General features: G+C 26.8%; 15 protein-coding genes. All 15 read left to right on the top strand.

The genetic code is table 4. The annotated features are described in order from the left end of the window. Positions 1-3 precede the first annotated feature (3 nt). The 15 genes from ACQH24_RS03450 to ACQH24_RS03520 all read left to right on the top strand — a co-directional run bounded on the left by ACQH24_RS03450 (position 4) and on the right by ACQH24_RS03520 (position 17,363). The gene (locus ACQH24_RS03450) at positions 4-627 is read left to right on the top strand and encodes a bifunctional 4-hydroxy-2-oxoglutarate aldolase/2-dehydro-3-deoxy-phosphogluconate aldolase (RefSeq protein WP_425380577.1); all 624 of its coding nucleotides are present in this window, start codon (positions 4-6) and stop codon (positions 625-627) included. Next, on the top strand, positions 627-1,208 hold the full coding sequence (locus ACQH24_RS03455) for a nucleoside 2-deoxyribosyltransferase (protein WP_425380565.1): 582 nt from the start codon (positions 627-629) through the stop codon (positions 1,206-1,208). The genes ACQH24_RS03450 and ACQH24_RS03455 overlap by 1 nt, the downstream gene beginning before the upstream one ends. A 517-nt stretch (positions 1,209-1,725) precedes the next feature. Beyond that, a complete protein-coding gene (locus ACQH24_RS03460) occupies positions 1,726-1,932 on the top strand; it encodes a hypothetical protein (RefSeq protein WP_425380578.1) in 207 nt (68 codons plus the stop codon). Then, the gene (locus tag ACQH24_RS03465) at positions 1,923-2,060 is read left to right on the top strand and encodes a hypothetical protein (protein WP_425380579.1); all 138 of its coding nucleotides are present in this window, start codon (positions 1,923-1,925) and stop codon (positions 2,058-2,060) included. The genes ACQH24_RS03460 and ACQH24_RS03465 overlap by 10 nt, the downstream gene beginning before the upstream one ends. A gap of 133 nt (positions 2,061-2,193) precedes the next feature. After that, positions 2,194-2,922 (top strand): hypothetical protein, encoded by a 729-nt coding sequence (locus ACQH24_RS03470; protein ID WP_425380568.1) that lies wholly within the window; start codon positions 2,194-2,196, stop codon positions 2,920-2,922. 37 nt (positions 2,923-2,959) lie between these two features. Then, the gene (locus ACQH24_RS03475; protein ID WP_425380580.1) at positions 2,960-7,045 is read left to right on the top strand and encodes an FtsX-like permease family protein; all 4,086 of its coding nucleotides are present in this window, start codon (positions 2,960-2,962) and stop codon (positions 7,043-7,045) included. A 16-nt stretch (positions 7,046-7,061) separates the two neighbouring features. Then, the gene (locus ACQH24_RS03480) at positions 7,062-8,021 is read left to right on the top strand and encodes a hypothetical protein (RefSeq protein ID WP_425380581.1); all 960 of its coding nucleotides are present in this window, start codon (positions 7,062-7,064) and stop codon (positions 8,019-8,021) included. Between the two features lie 224 nt (positions 8,022-8,245). Beyond that, a complete protein-coding gene (locus ACQH24_RS03485; protein ID WP_425380582.1) occupies positions 8,246-9,349 on the top strand; it encodes a DNA alkylation repair protein in 1,104 nt (367 codons plus the stop codon). 321 nt (positions 9,350-9,670) lie between these two features. Continuing rightward, entirely contained in the window at positions 9,671-9,922 is a 252-nt protein-coding gene (locus tag ACQH24_RS03490) for a hypothetical protein (protein WP_425380583.1), read from the top strand. Between the two features lie 139 nt (positions 9,923-10,061). Next, positions 10,062-11,042, top strand: coding sequence for a hypothetical protein (locus tag ACQH24_RS03495; RefSeq protein ID WP_425380584.1), 981 nt, complete (start codon positions 10,062-10,064; stop codon positions 11,040-11,042). Between the two features lie 591 nt (positions 11,043-11,633). Next, complete coding sequence (locus ACQH24_RS03500) at positions 11,634-13,475, top strand: ABC transporter permease (RefSeq protein ID WP_425380585.1); 1,842 nt, start codon at positions 11,634-11,636, stop codon at positions 13,473-13,475. Positions 13,476-13,498: 23 nt separating this feature from the next. Continuing rightward, complete coding sequence (locus ACQH24_RS03505; RefSeq protein ID WP_425380586.1) at positions 13,499-14,533, top strand: ABC transporter ATP-binding protein; 1,035 nt, start codon at positions 13,499-13,501, stop codon at positions 14,531-14,533. Between the two features lie 178 nt (positions 14,534-14,711). Continuing rightward, on the top strand, positions 14,712-16,016 hold the full coding sequence (locus ACQH24_RS03510; protein ID WP_425380587.1) for a phosphatase PAP2 family protein: 1,305 nt from the start codon (positions 14,712-14,714) through the stop codon (positions 16,014-16,016). Between the two features lie 269 nt (positions 16,017-16,285). Then, positions 16,286-16,681 (top strand): pyridoxal-phosphate dependent enzyme, encoded by a 396-nt coding sequence (locus ACQH24_RS03515; RefSeq protein WP_425380588.1) that lies wholly within the window; start codon positions 16,286-16,288, stop codon positions 16,679-16,681. After that, positions 16,653-17,363, top strand: a complete 711-nt coding sequence (locus ACQH24_RS03520; RefSeq protein ID WP_425380589.1) for a threonine ammonia-lyase — start codon at positions 16,653-16,655, stop codon at positions 17,361-17,363. Before ACQH24_RS03515 ends, ACQH24_RS03520 begins: the two co-directional genes overlap by 29 nt. Positions 17,364-17,369 lie beyond the last annotated feature (6 nt).

Raw genomic sequence — 17,369 nt, forward strand, 5'->3', positions numbered from 1 at the left:
ATAATGTTTTTTCAAAATGAAATTTTAGAACAGAATGTTTTTTATGTCATTCGTAATCAGGATTATAATATTGCACAACAAATTTGTGAAATGCTAATTAATTTAGAAGTAACATGTTTAGAATTAACTTTTACTATTCCTAATGTTGCTTCATTAATTAAAGTTTTACGGAAAAAATATCCCTCAATTTTAATTGGGGCAGGAACTGTTTTAACTTTAGCCGAAGCTATCCAAGGGGCTGCGGCGGGAGCCCAATTTTTAGTTAGTCCTATTTTTAATCAAAGTATTAGTGACTTTTGCCATGCCCAAGGATTATTATATATTCCTGGGGCAATGACATTACAAGAAGTTACTAATATTGTTAATGCTAATTGAGAAATTATTAAGATTTTTCCCGCAACTGCTTTTAAATTAAATTTTATTCAAACTGTAAGAACATTTTTTCCTACAAAAAGATATATGGCTTCAGGTGGAATCAATTTAATAAATTTAAAGGAAGCAAAAATATTAGGATATGATTTAATTGCCGTGGGAACTTTTGTAACTGGTGATATTAAGAATAAAATTCTTGATCAAGAAAAAATAAAAACAATAATTGACACAATTAAACAAGAAGGAGAATTATAATGCAAGATAATAAAAAAGTAATTTATAATGCTGGTAGTATGTTTACCGAAGCCCAATGAAATACCCGCAAAGCAGAAGGGGAACGATTACGAGCAATGTTTCCTAATTTTATAATTGGTAATCCGGTTGATTTTGAAACAAATCAAGCCGTTCGTCCGACTAATAAAGCAATTTTTGATTTAGATTATGCTGGTTTAACAGCAGCTGATTATGTTATCTTTGAGTTAGATGGATGAGACGCTGGTACTCATATGGAATTTGGATTAATGGTGGAGCAAGCTATGCATAATAAGAAGAAATATTTATTTCCAATTATTTCCGACTTTCGATTACAACAAGGGATTCTAAAAGGAGAATGTCCTGGTTTTGGGTTAAATGAAATGTTAACAGGGGCGTTGTATTATGAAAAGTTAAACCAAGGTGTTATTCCACAAATAACATTATGTAATTCTCATGCAATGGCTTGTGCTGCTATTAAAGCAATTGAAAGCGGCAATGAAACAAATTATCGCCAAAAATATGATATAAAAGAAGTTTTTAAAGATGACAAGTTATATCATGGTTTTGATTGTCACATTTAAGATAACCATTTTAGAATTAAATTAATAAAAATAAGATATTAATTAAACCTTTTTTGTTCATAAAATTACTTTCTTTTTTAAAGAAAGTATAATTAGAATAAGAAAGGTTTTTATTATGACAAAATTAATATAACAAAATAGAAGAGAAATAATTGAATTAATTTAACAAGGAATTAAAATGAAATATATTATAGAATAATTTAATGGAATTACAGGTTTGATTTGTCAACTATGCAATAGTTATTTAAAAGATGGCGATTTTGCTTTTGTCTTTCAAAAAGGAGAAAGAAAAAATTGAATTGAAAAAAATTTAAAGATTATGTTGTTAGCAAATTATTTTATTAAAAAAATAATAAAGTATTGTTTTTTTTGTTAAAAAAGGGATATATTTTTTTTGTGTCAAACATTTGATTAAATATTATAGATTATTTTTGGTCTATTATTTAATTAATTTCAAAAAATAATAAACAAAAATAATAAAATAATAAATTTTAGAAATATTATATGGAGAATATTAATGGAACCAAATTATATTCAAAAAAATTCTAAAAATTCACTTGAAGGTAAAAAACCAGATAACTTATGTCGTGCTGGTTGTATTGTCTCAATAGTCTTTTCGTCAATAATACTAGCGTATTTTGTTCTTACTGCATTATTATCATTAACAATAAGAGTTGGTGCTTATTCTGATCTAATCGGGGGGGGGCACGCGTTATGGCAATAATTATTTTCTTATTGATCGGGTCAGTCCAAATTGCGCCAATAGTATTATGCACTTTTGTTTTAAAAGGTAAGGCAGAAGCACATATTGCAGCAGGAGTTGTGTCATTGATTTTTTCAGGTTTAAATTAAAAAAATATTGCTATTATTTTAAAATAATAGTTTTTTTATGGGTTTTTATTGATAATTATGCTAATTTTATGTTGAACATTATTTTAATATTAATGTTATAATAAATTGAGCAAAATATAATGAAGGTATGGTGATGAAAATGCAAAAAAATTTTATTACAAAATATCAAAAAGTTATTAATATTTTCTTTATTATTCTTTTAGGTTATATTTTATTTTCATCATCATTTTCTATTATTAATCTTATCAATAATTATAATTTCTGAAATATTATCTTAAATTTATTATATTTATTTTTATTAACTATTATTTTTCTCTTTTTTACTGGGATTTTAGCGCAAATATTAGTTAATTTTCAACAAATTAAAAAAGAAACTATTTCTACTTGAAAAATAATTTTATATTCAAATTGACAAATTATTATGTTATGACTAGGAAATATTATTTTAATTTCATGTGTTTTATTTTTAGATAAAAGTTCATTAATGATGCAATTAAAAATAATGACTATTCATAAAACGGTATATTCTTTTCTTATTATTTTTTGTTATGTTTTTTATGCAATTTTTACTATTAGTTTTATTGCAATGTTATTATTATTTCGGTTATATCTTGGTTATCTAAAAAAAATTAATGATGTTATTTTTTCTAGTTATCAAACTTTTTGGGAAATACAATTAACAAATAATATTTTTAATCAATATCAGCAATTATCATTTTCTCTTTTACTAATGTTATTATTAGGTTCTATTCGGAATTGTTGATTCTTAAAATTCACTTGTTTAGTCGATAATTTGCGTAAAACAGAGTTATTAACACAATTTAAAAAACAGTCAACGCCACCAATGTTTATTTTTAACTAAATTCAGAAAGAAAAAATAAAAGAAAGAGTGTGAAAAAATGCCTGGTTTTAAGTTATTATTGAAAAACAATTTTAAAAACACAGTTAAAAATAAAATTCAATTTGTTGGATTAGTTATTTTAGTGTTTTTAACTAGTTTTATTTTTACAATTATTGAAGTTTCAAAACAACGTGTTGAAAATAATTATAATACTTTTATTTCGGCACAAGTAAGTAATCAACATGATTTTATTGTTAATTTTGCCGATACTAATTATGTTAAAAACGCTAATAAAGGGGCGGATCAATTTGAAAATATTACTGATAGTAATATTCGCCAAAATGTTATTTTAGAATTTCTTAAACAACAACTTGATAATAAAGCTAAAAGTGAAAGTTTTTATTATAATCGTGTTGAAGCACGCACCTTTAGTTTGGGAAATAATAAAATTATTAAAGCTGTTACCTTGAATCATCATCAAATGATTGATCGTTTTATTGTTGCAACGGGAATGCCAATTGATTTCTATATGCAATATTATGAATCAATTAATAATGAAACAAGACGTTGGATTTATTTAACGCCGCAATTTGCGCAGAAAAATAATATTAAAATTAATGATATTATTCGATTACAAACAGATCAGTATGGAACTACAATTAAAGTTGCGGATAGTGAACTCAAAAAAGTAGATTTAACGTCTTATCAGCATCAAGATATTAATAAGTGGCTGCCATCATCATCATATAAAAACCAAAATTGATTTCGTGTTGTTGGTTTTGGCCAATCTGCTGATTATATTACGCCAATTATTGATGCGTCACATCCGTTTCCAAATATGAAAAATGAGGGAATTGCTTATGTAGATCCACGATTATTTGGATTAGTGGAGACAACAGTTGCAGATAAGACTGGTCAATCTTATGAAGTAACGGCGTTAGATTTAGCGAAACAAGTTTTAATTCCTGAAAGTCAGTTAGATCGTGAAATTTATTATGTAGGAAAATTTAATCATACAAATACAGACTCTGTTCGTAGCCTTTATAGTCAGACCATTAATAATTATCTTAATAGTGACAAGGGTGAATATGTTGGATTAAATTCATATTATGTCAAAACACTATCAACTGGTTTACCAGTTGCCACTTTTCGAACTGATAAGCGGTATCAATTTAGTAACCGGATTACTTACTTTACAACAACATTAAGTGCTTTTATTAGTGGTTCATATATTTTAATTACTATTTTATTAATTATTTCTTTTTTTGTTCTAATTTTAGTTGTTCGTCGGCAAATTGAAGCAACTGGACCACAAAATGGGTTATTACGAGCCTTAGGTTATCGCCGTCGAATATTAACCCTCAGTTATATTTCTTATCCGTTAATGATTGCTTTAATCGGAGGTATCATTGGATATGCCAGTGGAATTAGCGGGCAGTTTACAATAAAATATTTATTTGGTTCATATTTTAATTTACCATATGGTAGTTTTGTTTTTGCTCCCTTTGCCTTGGTCACTTGTGTGTTATTTATTTTTATCTTATTAACTAGTGTCACAATGATTAGTGGAACTATAATGATGACCTCACAAACACCATTACAATTAATTCGCAAGGAAAAAACTTTTTCAAATGGTCGATTAAAAAAAGCTGTTTATAAAATGTTCACAATACGAAAAACTTTTGATGCGCGATTTCAAGCGGTTCAGTTGTCAAATTCATTAGGAAAAATGGTTGGAGTTTCATTAACAATGATTATTAGTACAATTATGATTACAATGTCGACAACAATTCCAATTATTTTGCAAAATAATATTCGTTATTCATATGGAGGGGATAATTATAAAACATTAGTTGAATATAATAGCCCAATTTACAATTTACCAACGACCTTTTTAAAAACATATGATCCTAGTCAAAAGCCATGAGATAGTAATGATAGTCCCTTAGCAAATACTAATATGACAAAGGATGCAAATCAATATCTTGCTAATTTTGAAACTGGTCAAATTAATCCGGAGAATTATGCTCCCACATATAATGCCGAGGATATGCGGTCATTATTATATCGTAATATTTCAAAAGAATTTTTGCAAAGCAAAAAATTACAGTCCAAAAATGCAGGTTTATCAACCGCTGTTTGTACAACAACATGGGGGGATTATAAAGATTATGGTTTAAATAATTTAACAAAAACAACGATTGAACAATATTTACGAACAACAGAAACCGCACGAGAGAATATTAATGCTCTTGAAAATTATCGATTATTTTATTGAAAATATCGTGATACGATAGGATTAGATATTAAGCGAGACAATTATTTTGATAAAAATGGTAATATTAGTTTAGACAATAATTTAGATCAAACAATGTTTACTCAAGCTGATTATCAAAGAGATTTTGGACAAGGGAATCCGACAATTGTATTAGATGATAATCATTTCCGCCAAGCATTAGAACAACCATTATCAAGGTCATTTTATGATGTATTAGATTCCGGAACAGGAACTGATTTTAATACGCTTTTAAAAAAACCAATGTATGATTTATATAATTGAATTTATGCTTATTTTGTTCAAAATGTTAATCAATGTTTTATTCAAGGAGTTTATTCTCGTTCGCCGCAGACAGTGCGTGTTAAAATGCAAGACGCATTTACTAACCCGAATAATAATTTTAATTTAGCTTTTGGCGTAATTCCGTTTAATCCATTAACAGACGACAGGGGAACAATGGTTAATGCTGAACTTAATAGTATTGATTTTAAAATTTATGGAATTAATAAAACTTTTAAAAATAAAATTTTAACTAATAAAAATAAGGAAAACTTGAATCAAAAACTATTTAATAAAAATAATAATATTGTTTTAAATGAAACTTTAGCAAAAAGATTAGGGGTTTCAGTTGGGGACAATATTGATCCAGATGTTTTTCAAAAGGCACTCGTTGCAAATGATAACAATATTACAACGGATAACATTTTACAAGGATGAGATGCAAGTGAAGTAACTGGTGCTGTACCAAACATTGGTAATGTTGGAAAACTAATGTTTAATGGTGATAATAAATTTAAAAATAGTGTTTTAAAAACAAATAATGATGAATATGTTTTAGAAAGTGGAATTGACGTTACTGATCCTAATTTTACGAAGTCGACAATTTTAAACGATAAAATTGTTAATGGTAGCTATACTATTAATAATCAAAGTAATTCTAATAAGTTTAATGTTGTTGGAATTACTAATCAATTTGGTCCCGCGCAGGCTTGAATTAATGAAGAATATGCTCAACAATTAATGGGTTATGATAAAACGCGGAATTATTTATTACGATTATTTTTAAATGAATGAAGTAATTCCTTTACAAAAAATAACTTATCGCCAGAAAATAAAACAAGTTTAGAGCTGTTGGAAAATTTTGCAAAAACAGCAGGGAATGATAATTTATGAACTAAATTTGTGAATTATTTTCAAACAGTTTCGAGTAAGGTTAATTGAATTGCTGTATTTCAAAATGAATATCCTATTTTTAATTATAAAATTTCAAATAGTAATAAAATTGATGATATTGAAACTGGATTAGGGACAAGCCAATTATTTGGAGACTATAGTTTTTATGGTTTAAATGGGGGAACTAAACCGGTAACAGGAATTTCTTACCCAGCATATGGGAACAGTACTTTTGCAACCTTATTGCCAATTGCACAAGCTAAGGCAATTTTAGGCAATATTGCTAAGGCTATTAATGGTGTTATTTTCTTCGTTATTGGAATTTCTTTTGTACTAAGTTTTATGATTATTATTTTAACAAGTAATATTGTTATTGCAGAGAATCAAACAATTATTGCGACAATGAAAGTATTGGGTTATCGTAATCGGTATATTACAAAATTAGTAATTGGAATGTATATTCCGATTATTATCATTATGACAATTGCTGGATTTGGCTTTGGCTGGCTCTTTTTAACGATTTGCAATATGATTTTAATTAGAATTGGGGTAGTGGTTCCATTATTTATCAATGTAATGATTCCAATTATTGCAATTGGTAGTGGTTTATTATTATACTTTATTGCTTATTTAATTAGCTGATTTAATATGAATCGCATTAATCCATTAATTGCGATTATGAATGCCGATTAAGGAGGAGGAGATTACGATGAAAAAATTATTAGCAATCTTAGCAACTAGTATTTTGACAATAGCACCAAGTACCGCAATAATTAGCTGTAAGAATAATAACGACTGAAATAGTATTCCAGTTGATCCGCCCGTTTTGCCATTAGAAGTAACTGGTTTTGGAGGTATTAATTTTAAATCAATTAATCCGCAAGATTCTAAACAATCAATTCCAGAATTATTAAAGCAGTTAGCACAATTATTTCAGGGATCAAAATGAGATTTTAATAAATTAATAAAAGATTATAAATTTAATAATCAAACAAAATTAATCACGGAAATTGATTTATATCGGAATGGTGAATATGAGTTAAATTTTAATGATGGTACTACAGCTAATACAATAAAAATTAATAAGACAGTTATAACTTCAAATCATCTTGCTGATAAAATAAAAAGTATTGATTTAGGAGTAATTACGGATTCTCGACCAAAAACAATTTTAATTGCAATAGTTTTCAATAATATGCAACTTATTTCAGAACTAGATAAGTTTGGAGAATTTTTTATTGGGCCACAGAACTCTGATGTGTGAAATAAACAAATTGCTTCGGTTCCGAATATTAAAGTTAATGACGATAAAACGGGAGCTACGTTATTAACTGGAAAAGATCATTGATCAGAACATGATGATCCAACGAAGGATTATTATGGATCAGTTATGGTTCATTTCTCAATTAAAACTCCAGTACCACCAAGTGAGAAAGAAGATTTAAGTGTAATGAAACTAAAAACTGATTTAGGAAAATTACCAAAAATTACAATTTTACAAGTAATGATGATATTTATTAGTGCTAACTTTGTTAGTCAATTAGACCGCTTAAGTACTTTATTAAATGACTTATATATAGACATTAATATTGACCAAAAAGGTGGTAGAATTTGAGCTTATCAAGATTCTAAATATTATGTTGGGGAGGTTACATTGACATTTAATTAATTAGGACAAATTGTAGTCGAAAAATCTTACCACAACAGAACAAAAAATGTATTAGTTCAGAAAATGGAAATAGACTGATAATTTATCAGTCTATTTTATTAGTAAAAAAATTAATTGTTCAAAACGTAGATATGCAATTATTCATGCAGATAATGCTTTAAAATATAAAAGATATAAATTGGTCAAAATTAGGATATATTTATGATTTTTAAAAGGAGAAACATATGGCGGAATTAATAAAAAATAGATATAATTATAACTCACTTTACGAGTTAGCTTTAAAAATTAGAGCGGTATATGATTTGTTTCAGGTTGAAGATTTTGTTAATACCATTATGAATGAATCATGAGATGATTTAGGGTTTAAAGCTCGTATGCGGCAAATTGCTATATATTTGGGAAAATATTTACCAACCGATTATCCACAGGCGCTTAATGTCCTTAATAAAGTTATTGATAGTTATCCGGTTGGATTTACTGATTTTACTTTAATGTATTTTCCAGATTTTGTGGAAGTTTATGGTCAAAATGAATCTGATTGGGATTTATCAATGGCGGCTTTAGAAAAATATACTCCATATTCATCATCTGAGTTCGCTGTGAGACCATTTCTTATAAACCATGAAGAGCGAATGCTAGAGCAAATGATAGCATGATCTAAGCATGAAAATGCGCATGTTAGGCGACTTGCCAGTGAGGGTAGTCGCCCGCAGTTGCCATGGGGACAAGCATTGATTAGTTTTAAAAAAAATCCACTCCCAATTCTTCCTATTTTAGAAGAATTAAAAAATGATTCATCGTTGTATGTTCGTAAAAGCGTCGCTAATAGCTTAAACGATATTTCCAAAACACACCCTAATCTGGTTGCTAAAATTGCAAAGGATTGGTATGGTAAGAGTAAACATACTGACTGGATTATAAAACATGGTTGTAGGACACTTCTTAAAAAAGGTAATCAAGATGTGCTAGGTATCTTTGGATTGGCAGATGTTAATTGTGTGAAGATTGAAGACTTTACTTTGGCGGATGGCGCTATTATCATTGGAAAAGAAATAACCTTTTCTTTTAAAATTGCGGCAAAAGAAGCCACTAAGGTGCGGTTAGAATATGGAATTGATTATGTTAAAGCAAACGGTAAACATAACCGGAAAATATTTCAAATATCGGAATTATCTTTAAAGAAAAATGAAAAGAAAACTTATATAAAAAAACATTCTTTTGCTGATTTAACTACACGAAAGCATTACACCGGTACGCATTTGATTACGCTTATTATGAATGGTACCGAACAGAGTACACTTAATTTTGAGGTATTGGCCATCAAATAGTCTTTCCAATTATTCAATAAAAAATAAATTAAATATTTTCAAAGAGTTATTAAATTTTATATTATATTATTTTTAATAATTTATAATCTAAATGATAAGGTCATTCTAATTAAATTTTATTTAATAAATTAATTATGTTAGGAAGTCCTTATTTTTTATTTTGAAAAAATCAAAAGAAAAACGGTGGATAATGTTTTTTTGCCTTTTGTAAAAAAGTGTTATATAATTATATATGAAAAGAAGCTATTGTACAAGAAAATACTATGATTAATTACATAATATCAATTTTATTATTAGGCCTAATTATAAGGAGATTTTATAATGCCAAAAGATATTTTTTATATTGCAAAAGAAATGTGCAGTGAATGTTGAAATCAATTATCAAAAACAATTGAAAGAATTGAAAACAATAATATTGATAATATTAAAGATTTACTATTTTATCAATATGACAATAAAAATCAAATTAAACCAATTGCAAAAAAGGCAATTTCTATTATTAAATGTAATAATAAGTTTTATGCTTTATTTTCAAAACAAGATTTAGTAAAACAAAAACAAACTTTTTTTTAATGATATTAATCCAGATCATATTATTGACGTTTTAACTTTTAGTAAAACATTCGAAGAAAATAACGCAGCAATTAATCAGATAACACCATTAAAAAATATAACATATTCATTACCTTCAGATACAAATTCAAGTCAACAATTGGTCCACCATAAAAGTTCAAAACCAAAATTACATCGTTGATTATGAATTATTCTTATTATTTTATTATTAATATTATTAGCTGGTGGTGGCGGGATTGGTTATGAAATCTATCGCATATCATCACGAACTAACATAGGAAATTCCTACATTACTGATGATGATAGTATTGTTGATACTGAGGATCTTGATACGAAAGAACCAGGACATGATGATAAAGATGATGTGGATAAAGAAAATGACAAAAATCAAGAGATTAATATTTCACAATATAGTTTTGATTTTACTAAGAATATTAGTAATTTAATTGAAGTTGATGCTTTAGAACTTGATTTAATAAAAACAAAATTGTTAACGTTATCAGATGTTTCGCCAGCGTTGCAAACTTTGTTGAAACAGGATAGTCTTAAATTTGTTTTAGAGCAAGAACCAGAATTATCATCTGAGAAGAATTTCTTGGTTAACTTACAATTAGATGCTAGTGAGGTTGTGGGTCATACTGGACAAGCGGTGCTTCGATTGGAAGTAAAAGTAAAACCAGAAGAAATTGAAGGTGTTATTAATATTAAAGGTATTGTTAATGTATATAAGGGTGTAAATAATACTTATGAAACAACTGACTTTAGAAAGCATTTTGAACCATTATTAAAATTATATGAAAAATCAGTTAAATTTAAAGTTCAAGCCTGAAGTGGAAATTTACCAAAACTTACAGGTGGAATAGAAATACCACAAATGCAAAAAGATATTTTAACGGAAGCTTTGAATAAAAGATTTGTCCCAGATTTTGAACGTGTAAATATTATTCATAATGGGGATGTTCAAAATTTAGAAATTTATTGAATATTTACCAAACAAAATCAGAAAAGTAAGGTCCTTAATCTTTCACCATATGCTTCAGGACAGGTTTTCGCAAAAAGCCATTTTCAAGAAAATTTTAAATATAATTTAAAAATTAAGTATACAAATAAGAATATCTAAATTAGTGACAAATTATTGTTAAAAGCACAGTAGTGCTTTTTTGTTTTTTAATAATAATTATGAATTAAAAAAATTAACTATTTTATTTGGTAAGGTAATTTATCATAACAAGGGTAACAATAGATAACAAAAAAATCATATCCATTATGTTTTATTTTGGAAATAGCAAAGGAAAAAGATTAACTATGAATTATAAATATATCCACATAAATAAATAAATATGAATCCACAATAAATATTGCAGTTTATTTTGCTAAACATGAGCGATCATGAGAGAAACGAACAATTGAATATTGTACCAAATTATGACGACAATCTTTTCCAAAGAAAAGTAATCCTAAAAGATTTATTGATGTTGAATTTGAATTACAGACAATTTTGTTAAATAATTGACCACGAAAAAAATGAGATATATTTATTCCAATTAAGTTTTTAAACAATATTAGTATTGCCCTTGTTATGATAAACTGCTTAGTGTTGATCTATAATAATATGTAAAGCAAATAGAAAAAAAGCACTATTAAAAATCGTTAAAATGTGGTATAATATATATGTATATTAAAAATTATTAATTGATTTGAGGAGAGACTAATGCCAAATAAAATATTAAGATCAGGTAAATCAAATTCATGATTATCATTGATTTTGTTTGCAATTTTTAAAATACGTTGTTCAATGGCAGTTTGAGTTTTGTTTATTTTGTCATCTGTTTTATTTGGGGCAATTGCAATTACTTTATTTTCTGTTTCAAAAAATGTTTATGAGTTTTTTACTAATTTTCAGTATGGGGTATTTATTTTTAATAATATTTTATTATTATTATTTATTTTATTAGTAATTATTAAAATTTTTGGCCGTGAATTTGAGGATGGAACATATTTATTATTAATTTCTAAACCATATTCACGTTTTATGCTATTTTTACTAAAATTAATTGCTCTTTGAATCTTAATTGTTCTTTTTTTAGGAACAATTATTCTTTTTGCTTTTGGGATTGGTTATGTCGGCAATGCTATTAATACTAATTCGGAATATTTACAAGTTTATCAAAATTTATTGTTAAAATTATTTATTTATTCATTAACATTATCTTTTTTCGCATCAAGTGGGATTTTATTTGCGGTAACATTTTTAAATTCGCAAGTTGTTTTATTAATTGTTGTTATCTTCTGTAGTTTATTTTTAGTTGGTGGAATGCCGTATTCATTAATTATGAGTTTAGCGGATAAACTTGAATTAACGTTTGCTAATGATAGTATTACTCAAAATTATCCAATTCCAATTGCTAAAAGTACAATTAATTTTAAAAAAAATCTTAAAAAAGACTTAATTAAATATCCACATTTAACAAATGCAATTTGAAACTTTTATGAACAATGAAGTTATAATGATTTAAATTTAGTTTTTAAAAATGATGATTACAAAGGGATTAGTAGTGACCCTAAATTACGAGTAAAACGTTTAGAATTTTATCAAAGTTTAGGATTAACTACTCATAAAGAAGACGACTTTGAAATTAAAAAACTTAAATCATGAGATTCAGGAACAAAATATCTTTATGATAATAAACTTGAAGATCTTAAAACAATTATTAATAATGTTGGGGCAGCTACTGGGGGAGATGTTTCAATGAAAATTAATTTGTCAACAGATTTCTCTTTCAAATCACAAAAAGCATTAGATCAAACTAAACCAATAGAAAAAGAACTTGCAGATTATATGGGAGTTGTTTTAAAAGCGGCAGGATCATGAACAAATTATATTACTATGAATCTTTTTAATGGAACATCATTATTTTATTCTAACCCTGATGAATCATATTATAGTCTATCGGCACCGAATGATAGCAAATTAGTAACAGCTGAACGGAAACTATCTGAACCAAGTTCATTTAATCCAACTGATGTCTTTAGACAAGAATGAGATAGTGAATATATAGGAACTTTATCCGATTATAGTAATGGTACTGACTTTAGAGATTGAATTATAAATTATTTTGATTCACCAACTCTTTTTGTCCTTCGTGAAATTGAAATTGATATTTTAAAGAAAATAATGGATTACAAGTTATTGGAAGAACAACCAATAAAAGTTAATAATGAATGAATTAAATATGATAATTTAATGAATACTTATGCTTTAATTTCTAAATTTAATATTATTGAACATTGGAATCAAATTTGAACTGCTTCGTTAAAATATATACCATTCTGATTTGAACCATTAGAGCGAAGCAATATTGATTTTAGTGTTCAAAATAATTATTTAATGAGTTATCAAGATTTTAGATTAACATTGGGAAGCGATAAGAAACTTGATGTTGATCCAAAACCATTTCTAAATATTGAATTAATTCAATATGCTTATTTAGGTTTATCAGGATTTTTCTTAATATGTTCTTATTTGATATTACGTCGTAAGAATATTACTTAAAATTTGAAAGGAGATGTTCAAAAATGAATAATAATGCAGTAGTTGTTAGTGAAGTTGCCATTTCATCACGTAATTTTACCAAAAAATTTAAGAATAGTATTATTGGACCTTTTAACTTTAATGTTGGACGAGGAAAATTACATGCAATTTTAGGAGCTTCTGGTAGTGGAAAAACCGTTTTTATTAAATCTTTAATTGGTGGGTTAAAAGGTTTTAAAGGTGATATTTCAATTTTTGGTAACAAAGCAACAAAAATTAAAATGAAAAAAATGATAGGTTATGTCCCAGAATTTATTACTTTTCCAGAAAACATTAGTTCGTATAACTTTTTAAAGTATATGGGAAAAACAAATGGTTTACGAGGGAAATACTTGAGGGAACGAATTGAATACTTAATGAAGTCACTGGAACTTTGAGAACATCGTGATAAAAATGTCAATTCTTTTTCATCAGGGATGAAAAAAAGAATAATGATTATTCAAGGAATTATTCATGATCCAGAAATATTAATTCTTGATGAACCAGAAGCGGGATTAGATATTAACAATCGAAAAAAAATTATTTTTTATTTAAAACAATTAACCTTACGAGGGAAAACAGTCTTTTTTTCATCGCATTTATTGGATGAAATTAAAGACTATATTGATGAATTTACAATGGTAATGAATGGAATTCAAATTTATAGTGGTCAATTAGCAGCTTTTAATATTAAAAACAGTTATTATCTTGTTACTAATAATCCACAGGCAATGATTCGTTATTTTAACTCTAATCGGGTGCCAAATTGATATGATAAGACAAATAATTATTTGAATTTTGTGTTAAATTCGCCGTTACATTTATACTATGTAACGCAGTATGCTTTAAAGAAAAAAATTAAGATTACAAAAATTAGTGAAGTTGAATTTTCATTTGATTTCTTATTACAAAAATTAAATATTACTTTGCCATCTAATATGACAACAAATCGGAAATCACGGAAAAAACAAAAACAAAATAGTCCGACTCTCTTGCCTGGTTCTGGATCAGGACCTGGACCAGGGGGGCTTTCGCGATAATCTGGTTTATGGTTAGGATGAAATAGATCTTTATAGAAAATTATTAAGCTTTTTTATTTCGAAAATTACTTTATTTTATAAGAAAGTATTCTTCGAATAAGAAAGTTTTTTATTATAATAAAATGAGCAAAATATCAATAAATATAAATTGTTTTTTTAATTATGATATAATAATTTTATGAATATCCTAAGGCCCAAGAAAAAAATAAATAACGCGTTCTATTTTGATGGTTCATCATTTATTAATAAAAATAATAAATACAAATTTGTTTTTAGAATATTAAAAATTACGACATTAATTCTTGTTATTACACTTTTTATTGTAGGAAGTATTTGAGATAGACAAATTGCAAAGGCTATTGGTGATTTAAATGATAATGGCCCGTTAAGTTGATTAAGTTTATTTTGAGATAAACTAGCTTATACAATGACAGTTCCATTTATGTTTGCTGGTTTTGGAATTTTGTTAGAAAGTTTAAATATTAAATTTAAATTTAAATTTCTAGGAACTGTCATCATTATAGTTTATGCTTTATTTATAATTTTATTTACATTAATTATTACTAGAATGATTTATCAACAATCAACATTTGATGCTTTTGGGGGGAAAGGAAGAAATTATTGATTTGGTCTTGATGGCACAAATACAATTGTAGCAATGACAATTCAACTTAGTATCGAAGTTATATTAATGTGTGGCATTGCTTGATTTTTAAGAGTTAAATTTTCAAAAAGAGATGATTTACTAACTAATAATTATTGAATTGATGCATTAAAAATATTTGTTGTATTTGGTCTTTTTGGGGTTACTTTTGATCCACTTTTGAAAACTTTCTTTGGTCGACCATATTGAGTTCATGTTGATTATCAATATGTTATTGATAATTTACCAACTAATTGAACAAATAAACCAACTAATATCGTTAATGCTGAATATTTAGATTGATGACAAATTCAAGGATTTAAATCTGAATACTGAAATTTTTTATTAGGTAAAGGAGGAGAAGGGACGCATTGTTGAAGTGATAAGGCCTTTCCATCTGGCCATATGAATTCCTCATCAATGCCTGTTTATGGATTTTTATTATATTTTATGAATGTAAAACGTAAGCAAAATATTACTTGATGAAAATGATTAGTATTTGGATTCTTTATAGCAAATATTGTGATGATGGCATTTATGCAAATTCTTTCAAGAACACATTACTTAACAGATTTAATGTTCAGTTTAATAGTTTTATTAACATGTTTTAAAGGGGTAGCCTATGCAGTTGATCATGTAATTTATAAAGTTTTATCATTTATTTGGAATAAACAAAACAAAACATATCATATGTTTGAATTAAATAGTGGGAAAAGAACTACTTTATTTATTAATATTAATGGAGTTTTATGAATTGTGGCAAAAGTTAGAACTGCTAAAATTGATAAATCTAAAAAATATAAATATTGACATCGAGATAATATCATTTATAAAAAATAATTGCAAAAGGATAATAAATAGTATTTTAAATAATAATCAACTTTTGATAATTTAAAATATGTTTTTTTTTTAAATTATCAAAAATTTAATTTCTTGCTAAATTTTATTGTGGTATTTTATATTACAGGTTATAGATAGTGATAATAGACAGAAATGTAATAGTCATACATATTAATAGTGTTAAATTTTACATTTTAAAATACTTTTTTTTCTTATTTTTTGGATATAATTTAATTAGGCCAAAAGCTTTTTTGGAAAGGAAAAAAAATATGCAATATGATATTTCAAAAGAACAAATTGAAAATACATATAACAAAATTAAAAAACATATTATTAAAACACCAGTCATTTATGCAACGAAGTTAAGTAAAATTACTGGTAATGAAGTATATTTAAAATTAGAAAATTTACAACGGGCAGGTTCGTTTAAATTACGAGGAGCACTATCAAAAATGATGACTCTTGAACCTGCAGTAATTAAAAAAGGTGTTGTTGCGGCTAGTGCTGGTAACCATTCACAAGGAGTTAGCTTTGCTGCTAATTTATTAAATGTTCCAGCAACAATTGTTATGCCAAAAACGGCACCAATTAGTAAAATTAATGCAACTAAAAATTATGGTGTGGAAGTAATTTTACATGGTGATTTTTTTTGACGATGCCAATAAGAAAGCCTTAGAGATCGCTGAAGCAGAAGACAAAGTATTTGTTCATGCTTTTAATGATCTTGATGTTATTATTGGTCAGGGAACAATTGCAATAGAAATATTAGAAGACTTGAAAGATGTTGATTACGTTCTTGTCCCAATTGGTGGGGGAGGAATTCTTTCAGGAATTGCAAGTTATATTAAAGCTGTAAATCCCAATTGTAAATTAATCGGTGTGCAAAGTTCAAATGTTCCGAGCTATTACGAAGCTCGAAAAACAAAAAAACCATTTCAAGTTAAAGGCAAATTATCAATTGCTGATGGCATTGCTGTTAAACAAACGGGTAATATTACCTTTGAACTTTTAAACAAATATGTCGATGATGTTATTCTTGTTTCGGAAGAAGAGATTGCTGAGACAATTTTATTTTTATTTGAAAATTGTAAAATTGTTGCAGAAGGAGCAGGAGCCGTCACGACAGCTGCAATTTTATTTAATAAATTAAATGTTAAAGATAAAAAAATTGCTTGTGTTTTATCAGGTGGAAACATTGATGTTACAACATTTTTAAATATTACAAATCGAGCTTTAATTAATCAACGCCGTCGTGTTGTTTTAAAAATTGATGCCCCCCTGGGGAAAGGTCATTTGACGAAAATTACAAATGTTGTTGATTCACATGGTGTTCAGATTCACAATTAGAAAATA

This window comes from Spiroplasma endosymbiont of Stenodema calcarata, from assembly GCF_964031205.1.
Taxonomy (GTDB): Bacteria; Bacillota_I; Bacilli_A; order Mycoplasmatales; family Mycoplasmataceae; genus Spiroplasma.